This is a genomic window from Actinomadura roseirufa, from assembly GCF_900659635.1.
GTDB classification, from domain to species: Bacteria; Actinomycetota; Actinomycetes; order Streptosporangiales; family Streptosporangiaceae; genus Spirillospora; species Spirillospora roseirufa.
Genome location: NZ_CAACVB010000324.1, coordinates 1 through 7488 on the forward strand (window position 1 = coordinate 1; position 7488 = coordinate 7488).

Annotated in this window: 6 protein-coding genes and 1 riboswitch; of the genes, 2 read left to right on the forward strand and 4 right to left on the reverse strand. The window is 72.5% G+C overall.

Going from position 1 to position 7488, the window contains the following annotated elements:
* Positions 1 to 117 precede the first annotated feature (117 nt).
* Positions 118 to 259: riboswitch (cyclic di-AMP (ydaO/yuaA leader) on the reverse strand.
* Positions 260 to 462: 203 nt separating this feature from the next.
* A complete protein-coding gene (typA, locus tag E1291_RS36645) occupies positions 463 to 2316 on the forward strand; it encodes a translational GTPase TypA (protein ID WP_131742646.1) in 1854 nt (617 codons plus the stop codon).
* A 67-nt stretch (positions 2317 to 2383) separates the two neighbouring features.
* Here the strand turns inward: typA and E1291_RS42685 are convergent, their stop codons facing one another.
* Positions 2384 to 2860, reverse strand: a complete 477-nt coding sequence (locus E1291_RS42685) for an FHA domain-containing protein (protein WP_165495472.1) — start codon at positions 2858 to 2860, stop codon at positions 2384 to 2386.
* Here E1291_RS42685 and E1291_RS42690 point away from each other — a divergent pair.
* Positions 2846 to 3847: a pentapeptide repeat-containing protein gene (locus E1291_RS42690; RefSeq protein ID WP_165495473.1), complete on the forward strand. Its 1002-nt coding sequence runs from the start codon at positions 2846 to 2848 to the stop codon at positions 3845 to 3847. The genes E1291_RS42685 and E1291_RS42690 overlap by 15 nt on opposite strands.
* On the opposite strand, the gene E1291_RS36655 is transcribed toward E1291_RS42690, so the two are convergent.
* The 3 genes from E1291_RS36655 to E1291_RS45495 form a co-directional block, all read right to left on the reverse strand.
* Entirely contained in the window at positions 3751 to 4509 is a 759-nt protein-coding gene (locus E1291_RS36655) for a 4Fe-4S single cluster domain-containing protein (protein WP_242614605.1), read from the reverse strand. The two genes, E1291_RS42690 and E1291_RS36655, sit on opposite strands and share 97 nt — an antisense overlap.
* Positions 4506 to 6425 (reverse strand): AAA family ATPase, encoded by a 1920-nt coding sequence (locus E1291_RS36660; protein ID WP_131742648.1) that lies wholly within the window; start codon positions 6423 to 6425, stop codon positions 4506 to 4508. Before E1291_RS36660 ends, E1291_RS36655 begins: the two co-directional genes overlap by 4 nt.
* Before the next feature lie 51 nt (positions 6426 to 6476).
* Positions 6477 to 7488: response regulator receiver protein (locus tag E1291_RS45495; RefSeq protein ID WP_131742649.1), on the reverse strand; the 1012-nt coding region annotated here is incomplete at its 5' end.

A 7488-nucleotide genomic window follows, 5' to 3' on the forward strand; every position in this document is an offset into this window, starting at 1 on the left:
GGCTGCGCCGCGTGCGCGGCGACCGGCGCGCTCGTGCCGAGGCCGATCAGGAGCAGGGCGGTCATGGCGGCGGCGGGCGTGCGGCGGCGCCGCGGGGAATCCGGTACCAAGCCGGTGTTCTCCTCTCCTTGCTCGCCTACCGGGTTAGCTGACGGGTTCGGGCCAGGAGTCGCCCTACGACGTTCGTCGATTCACCCCAGAAGGATCTTGGGTCCCCGGTACCCCGCCGCGCGGGCGGGAGATTCGGCGCTCCGGCCGCAGCCCCGGGGGCGGGGCTTCCGGACGACCGGATCTCGAGGAGATTACAAAGGATGGGCAAAGTTGGCCAATTGGGGCGCCGGTGGCGGGGCTCTGTGACGGGTGGTACGTCCCGTCCGGGGCCGATGGCGCGCGCGGCCAAGTAGAATGGGGGAGGCCGCGCGTCTGCGGCGACTCCCGAACTCTCACGCAAGGCGAGCCCGCATGCCCATCTCCACGCGCGACGACCTCCGGAACGTCGCGATCGTCGCCCATGTCGACCACGGCAAGACGACGCTGGTCGACGCCATGCTCTGGCAGTCCGGTGCCTTCCGCGAGAACCAGGACGTCGACGACCGCGTCATGGACTCCAACGACCTCGAGCGCGAGAAGGGCATCACCATTCTCGCCAAGAACACGGCCGTCCGGCACAACGGCCTCACGATCAACATCATCGACACCCCCGGCCACGCCGACTTCGGCGGTGAGGTCGAACGCGGGCTGTCGATGGTGGACGGCGTGGTCCTGCTGGTGGACGCCAGCGAGGGCCCCCTCCCGCAGACCCGGTTCGTGCTGCGCAAGGCCCTGGCCGCGCAGCTGCCGGTGATCCTGGTCGTCAACAAGACCGACCGTCCCGACGCCCGCATCGACGAGGTCGTGGACGAGACCTACGAGCTGTTCATGGACCTCGACGCGGGGGAGGACCAGATCGACTTCCCGATCGTGTACGCCTCCGGGCGCGCCGGCCGGGCCTCGCTCGACAAGCCCGCCGACGGCGCGATGCCCGCCGACGAGGACCTCGAGCCGCTGTTCAAGGTCATCACCGACACCATCCCGGCGCCGTCCTACGACCCGGACGCCGCGCTGCAGGCGCACGTCACGAACCTGGACGCCTCCAGCTACCTCGGCCGCATCGCGCTGTGCCGCGTGCACGCCGGCACGATCAAGAAGGGCCAGCAGGTCGCCTGGTGCCGGCACGACGGCAGCGTCGAGAAGGTCAAGATCACCGAGCTGCTGATGACCGAGGCGCTCACCCGCAAGCCCGCCGACGAGGCCGGGCCCGGCGACATCATCGCGATCGCCGGCATCCCGGACATCATGATCGGCGACACCATCGCCGACCCGGACGACCCGCGCCCGCTGCCGCTGATCACGGTGGACGAGCCCGCGATCTCGATGACCATCGGCACCAACACCGGCCCGATGGCGGGCCGCGAGAAGGGCACGAAGGTCACCGCCCGGATGGTCAAGGACCGGATCGACCGGGAGCTGATCGGCAACGTGTCGATCAAGGTGCTGCCGACCGAGCGTCCCGACGCCTGGGAGGTGCAGGGCCGCGGTGAGCTGGCGCTGGCGATCCTGGTGGAGAACATGCGCCGGGAGGGCTACGAGCTGACCGTCGGCAAGCCGCAGGTGGTCGCCAAGGAGATCGACGGGAAGAAGCACGAGCCCGTCGAGCGGCTCACCGTCGACATCCCCGAGGAGCACCTCGGCGCGGTCACGCAGCTGATGGCGGTCCGCAAGGGCCGCATGGAGCACATGACCAACCACGGGACCGGCTGGATCCGGATGGAGTTCCTGGTCCCCGCCCGCGGGCTGATCGGGTTCCGTACCGAGTTCATGACCGAGACCCGCGGCACCGGCATGGCGCACCACGTCTTCGAGGACTACGAGCCCTGGTTCGGCGAGCTGCGCACCCGCCCGTCCGGCTCGCTGGTCGCCGACCGCGCCGGCGCCGCCACCGCGTACGCGATCACGAACCTGCAGGAGCGCGGCACGTTCTTCGTCGGGCCGACCACCGAGGTGTACGAGGGCATGATCGTCGGGGAGAACTCGCGCTCCGACGACATGGACGTCAACATCACCAAGGAGAAGAAGCTCACCAACATGCGCTCCTCCACCGGGGACGAGCTGGAGCGGCTCACCCCGCCGCGGCTGCTGTCGCTGGAGGAGGCGCTGGAGTTCTGCCGCGAGGACGAGTGCGTCGAGGTCACCCCGACGGCCGTCCGCATCCGCAAGGTCGTCCTGGACGCCAAGGACCGCGAGCGCACCCGCGCCCGCACCAAGCGCTCCGGCTGACCGCCGCACACGACGACGAGGGCGGCCCGGGTTCACCGAACCCGGGCCGCCCTCGTCGTGTGCGCGCTCAGTTGAGCTGGACGGTACCGGTGACGTCGGCGGCCAGGCGGAGCTGGTCGCCGTCGCGCAGCGGCGCCTCCACGCCGCGGGGCAGGCGCTCGCCGTTGACGAAGGTGCCGTTGGTGGAGCCCTCGTCGCGGACCCAGGCCGTGCCCGCCGGGTCGAGCCACACCGTGGAGTGGCGCCGTGACACGTTGTCGTACTGCGTGAACGTCGCCGCGACCGGCGACTGGCCCGCGTCCCGGCCCAGCACGAGGTGCTGCCCGACCGAGACCTTCAGCTCGCCGGTCGGGAACTGGACCCGCAGGACGGGCGTGCCCTTCTGCGGCAGCGGCCGCAGGCACGAGTCGCACTGCGCGGCGGCCGGGTTGGTCAGCACCGCCTCGCAGTAGGGGCACATGAACGCCGTGCTGTCGGGCGCGGGCGGACGCTGGCCCTGCTCGGCCGGCAGCAGGGTCGCCTCGCGGCCGTGCTGCGGCTGCATCGGCGGCCGGTGCTCGGGCTGCGGCGGCGCGCCGTACTGGTGGTCGCCCGGACCCGGCTGCGGAGCGTACTGGTCCGGCGGCGGCTGGTAGTGCTGCTGCTCCGGCTGGTACTGGTCCTGCTGCTGCTGGTAGTGGTCCTGCGGCTGGTACTGGTCGGGCTGCTGGTACTGGTCGGGGGCCTGCTGCTGCGGCGCGCCCCACGGGTCGGGCTGCTGCTGGGGCGGCGGCGAGCTCCACGGATCCGGTGCCTGGTGCTGCGCCGGGGGCTGCCCTCCGTGCTGTGGCTGCCCGTGCTGTGGCTGCCCGTGCTGCTGCTGGGGCTGTCCCCATGCGTCCGGCTGTTGCTGCTGCGGGGCCCCCCAGGGGTCCTGCGGCGGAGCGGACGGTCCCTGCTGCTGCGCCTGCTGGTAGGGATCGTGAGATGCCTGTTGCTGCTGGTAGGGGTCGTGCGGGGCGTGCTGGGGCTGCTGCTGGTAAGGCTGCTGCTGCCCATGCTGCTGGGGGGCGCCCTGCTGTGGGCCGCCGTGTTGGGGGGCGCCGTGCTGAGGGGCACCGTGTTGGGGGCCACCGTGCTGCTGGCCCCCGTACTGGGGGCCACCGTGCTGTTGCGGCGCCCCACCGTACTGAGGAGCACCGTGCTGCGGGCCGCCGTGTTGAGGGGCACCTTGTTGAGGGGCACCGTGTTGGGGGCCGCCGTGCTGAGGAGCGCCGTGTTGGGGGGCGCCCTGCTGCGGGCCACCGTGCGGCGGGGGCGGCGGCGGGATCCGCTGCGGGTCGTCGTAACCGCCCTGCCCGGGACGGCGGCCGCCCCCGGCGCGGGCCAGGTTGGCCCCGCAGCTCAGGCAGAGCAGATCGCCCGGCTGGACGGGCTCGTCACAGACAGGACAGTTCAAGGTCGCCATGACACATCCCCCGAGCGCACCCCGGCGCGTTCGAGCCTCGACGTGAGGTGCTCCATGTCACCCCTTCGCGGGATCCCGATGTAGTACACCCGCCTTCCCTCCGGCCCCTCGTCCACGGACACCTGTACTCGGGGCCCTGCCTCTTCCCTAGTCTTACCGACGCCGGCCAATGCCCCGTACCGCTCGTGCCCCAGCGGGGAGAGCGGCACGACGCGCTGGTTCGCCGACCCCCTCCAGAGTAGAGAGCCGTCCTCGGAGTGTCGCCCCCCCGGGTTCAGCCGGTCGACGTAGGGCCCCGTGATCACGGCATCGCACAGCTCCAGGATCTCGCGCGCCGCACGGGTGCGCGAAAGCCGAGAGTAGACATATCCGCTGTAGACCAATATGTCCAACCTAATCGTCTCACGCCGGCGGGTGTCCCGCCACGCGCGGATCCCCCTCAGCAGCGCCGCCAGCGCGGCCGGCTGCTGGAACGGCTCGCCGCCGGAGATCGTCACCCCGTCGACCGGCCCGGGCAGCGAGTCCAGCCAGCCCAGCAGCGCCTCGACGGGCACGGCCTTGCCGGGGTCGGCGTCCCAGGTGTCCCTGGACAGGCAGCCGTGGCAGTGCAGGGTACAGCCCTGCACCCAGATGCCCGCCCGGGTGCCGGGGCCGAGCGTGGTCACCGGGTAGTGGGCCTTGGCCAGCAGCAGCCGTTCCGGACCCTCGCCGGAGGGTTCCTCCGAATCGGGGCCGGGACCGGTCACTGGAGGTCCAGGTGGACGATGCCGCCCTCGCGGCGGATACCGGACACGGTGATCCGCTCGTCCGGGACGAGCTCACGGTCGAACAGGGCGCGCGCCAGCGGGTTGACGAAATGGGACTCCAGCGCCATCCCGATGCCGCGGCCTCCCTTGTCGAGCTCGTCGGTGCACCACCCGCGGAGCGTCTGCAGCGCCTCGCCCTTCACGGCGAGGACGAGCCGGTGCTCCTCGGCGACCCGCCTGCAGATGTTGGCGAACTGCAGGTCGAAGATCTTGTGGGCGGCCTCGGCGGAGATGAAGTCGAACACCACGATGTTGTCGCCGAACCGGTTGAGCAGCTCCGGCCGGTTGAGGATCTCGGTGAAGTGCTCGGCGACGGCGCCCTTGATCCGCTGCTCGACCTCGCGGTAGGACATCCCGGGCATGATGTTCTGCACGCGGGCGGGGGAGGCGTACGGCGCGGAGCCGTCGCGGGCCGTCAGGTCGCGGCCCGGCACGTACATGCCGAGGTTCGAGGTGAAGATCAGGATCGACTCGGAGAAGTGCACGGTGTTGCCGCGTCCGTCGGTCAGCCGGCCGTCCTCGAGGATCTGCAGGAACTTGTCCAGGATCCGCGGGTGCGCCTTCTCGATCTCGTCGAACAGCATCACCCGGAACGGGTCCTCGCGGACGGCGTTGGTCAGCTCGCCGCCGGCCTCGTGCCCGACGTAGCCGGGCGGGGACCCGATCAGCCGGTCGCCCGACCCCTCACCGGAGAACTCGCTCATGTCGAAGCGCAGGTAGGCCGACTCGTCCCCGAACACCAGCTCGGTGATCGCCTTGGCCAGCTCGGTCTTGCCGGTGCCGGTCGGGCCGGCGAAGAACAGCACGCCGCGCGGCCGGCTGCCCGACCGGGTCGCCTGCGCCCCGGACAGGCCGAGCACGGCCCGCTTGAGGATGTCGAGGGTCTTGGTCACCGCCTGCGGCTGCCCGATCACGCGTTCGGGGACGCGCTTCTCGCCCTCCAGCACGCGGCGGCGCAGGTGGCCGCGGCTCCACGGGTTGTCCAGCACGCCGAGCTTGTAGGTGCGGACCGCGTCCGGCAGGTCGGCGAGGTCGACGTTGCGCTCCTTCGCCAGCCGGGTCACCTCGATCATCGACTGCAGGGTGAGCCCGTCGGCCTGCTCGGCGAAGGCGTCGCACGCCGTCGCCGCGGCCAGGTCGCCGCCCACGTCGCTCACCCCGAACGCGCGGGCGAGCAGCCGCGCGGTCTCCTGCCGGTCGCCGAGATGCGGGCGCGGGATGGTGATCTCGCGGATGTTCTCGTTGTCGGTGGTCAGCCAAGGCGGGAGGTCGCCGGGCCGCTCCACCAGCCACACGACCGGATTGTACAGCGGTTTCGGCCGTGCCCCCGCCACCCGGACGGGCCGCGCGCTGCGCGACAGCTTCGCGCAGAACCGGAAGAAGTCCCGCTCGGCGGGCTCCAGGTCCGTCGCCCGGCGAGCGATCCGGGACGCCGAGTCGATCACGAACGCGGCGCGCACGTTCTCCTGGGGACGGGCCACCGCCGCCAGGTGCCGGGTCAGTCCCTCCAGTGACGGCTTCTCCTCGGCCTTGAGCTTGCCCAGCAGGAGCTCGGCCGACCGCAGCGCCTCGTCCGCGATCTCGTCACCGGTGTCGGGACAGACCTGCAGGCCGTCCACCGGGTCGTACACGATCATGCAGGAGGCGCCGCTGGAGCGGAGCGTCTCCCACAGCAGGTCCCGCAGCGGCAGCAGCCGGGCGGGCGCCCCGCCCTCCAGCGGCGGGGCGAGGAAGCTGTCGTACAGGTTGCCGGACAGGACGTACTGGGAATGCACGGAGAGCGTCGCGTCCAGCTCGCGGATGAACGGCGGCCAGCCCTGCAACCGCCCGCCGAGGGTCGGCGAATCAATGCTCATCAGGCTCGCTCCACTCCGTTCCGCTCACGCGCCGCCGGGTTCGCCGCGGGGTCATCGCCCCCGCTCCCGGCCGCGCTCGCGCCGCTCGGCACGGCCCCCAGTCTGCCGTGCCTCGGCCGAGACCGGCAGTTCGCGCACCCCCGGCTCCAGCCGCCAGGCGACGTCGGAGCGGATCCCGGCGCCCGCCAGCCGGTCCCGCGCGGCCTCGAACGCCGTGCACCACTCGCGCTCGCGCTCGACGTCCACGCGCCGGTCGTCCTCGCTCTCGGCGGGCCGCTCGCGCACCATCGACGCCCGCACGTGCGCGGCGTCCTCGACCCGCAGCTTCACGCTGTGGTCCGGCCAGTTCCCCCGGGTGAGGACGAGCGCGCCGTCCGCGGCCGTCACCGTCTCGAACCCGGCCCGCACCTCGTAGCCGAGGTCCTCGAACGCCGCGGTGATCGAGTCGAGCACGTACCGCCGCTCGGCCTCGGCCTGCTCGGCGGCGTCCCGCTCCGCCGCGCGGCGCCGCTCCTCCTCACGGTGCTCACCGGTGCGCCGGTTGGCCTCCTGGATCCGCAGCCGCACCTCCTGCAGCACGCCCTCGGCCTCCTCGGCGGTGCCCGCTGCGGTCAGCAGCCGCGCCGCCGCGGCGACCGCCGCCCGGTCGGCCGCCGTGGCGTCCGGCAGCAGCCGCGCCATGATCCGCTCAAGGGCGCCCTGCGCGTCGTCCCGCGCCGCGGACGCCGGGGGCGGCCCGGCCTCCGTGCCCGCCCGGCCGACGTCGGTGCGCAGCCCCTCGGCGGGGACGGCGAACACCTGGGCCGTCACCTGGGCGGCGAGGTGCTCCGACAGCCGCCGCTCGGCCTCGTCCAGCGCGGTGTCGGTCGCCGCGCACCACGCGGTGAGCTCCGCCGGCTCCTGCGCGTCCGGACGCAGCGGGGCGGGCAGCGCGACGTCTGCGCCGATCCGCGCGCGGGTCTCGGCCAGCGCGGCGATGCGGGCGTTGCGCTCGACGACCTCGCGCAGCGCCCGCTCGTGGGTAGATCGGAAGAGCGTCGTGTAGGGAAAGAGTGTAGATCTC

Excerpts from the sequence above, each read along its gene's own strand:
- typA (WP_131742646.1), top strand. The coding sequence starts at position 463 with ATGCCCATCTCCACGCGCGACGACCTCCGGAACGTCGCGATCGTCGCC.
- E1291_RS42685 (WP_165495472.1), bottom strand. The coding sequence starts at position 2,860 with ATGCAGCCGCAGCACGGCCGCGAGGCGACCCTGCTGCCGGCCGAGCAG.
- E1291_RS36660 (WP_131742648.1), bottom strand. The coding sequence starts at position 6,425 with ATGAGCATTGATTCGCCGACCCTCGGCGGGCGGTTGCAGGGCTGGCCG.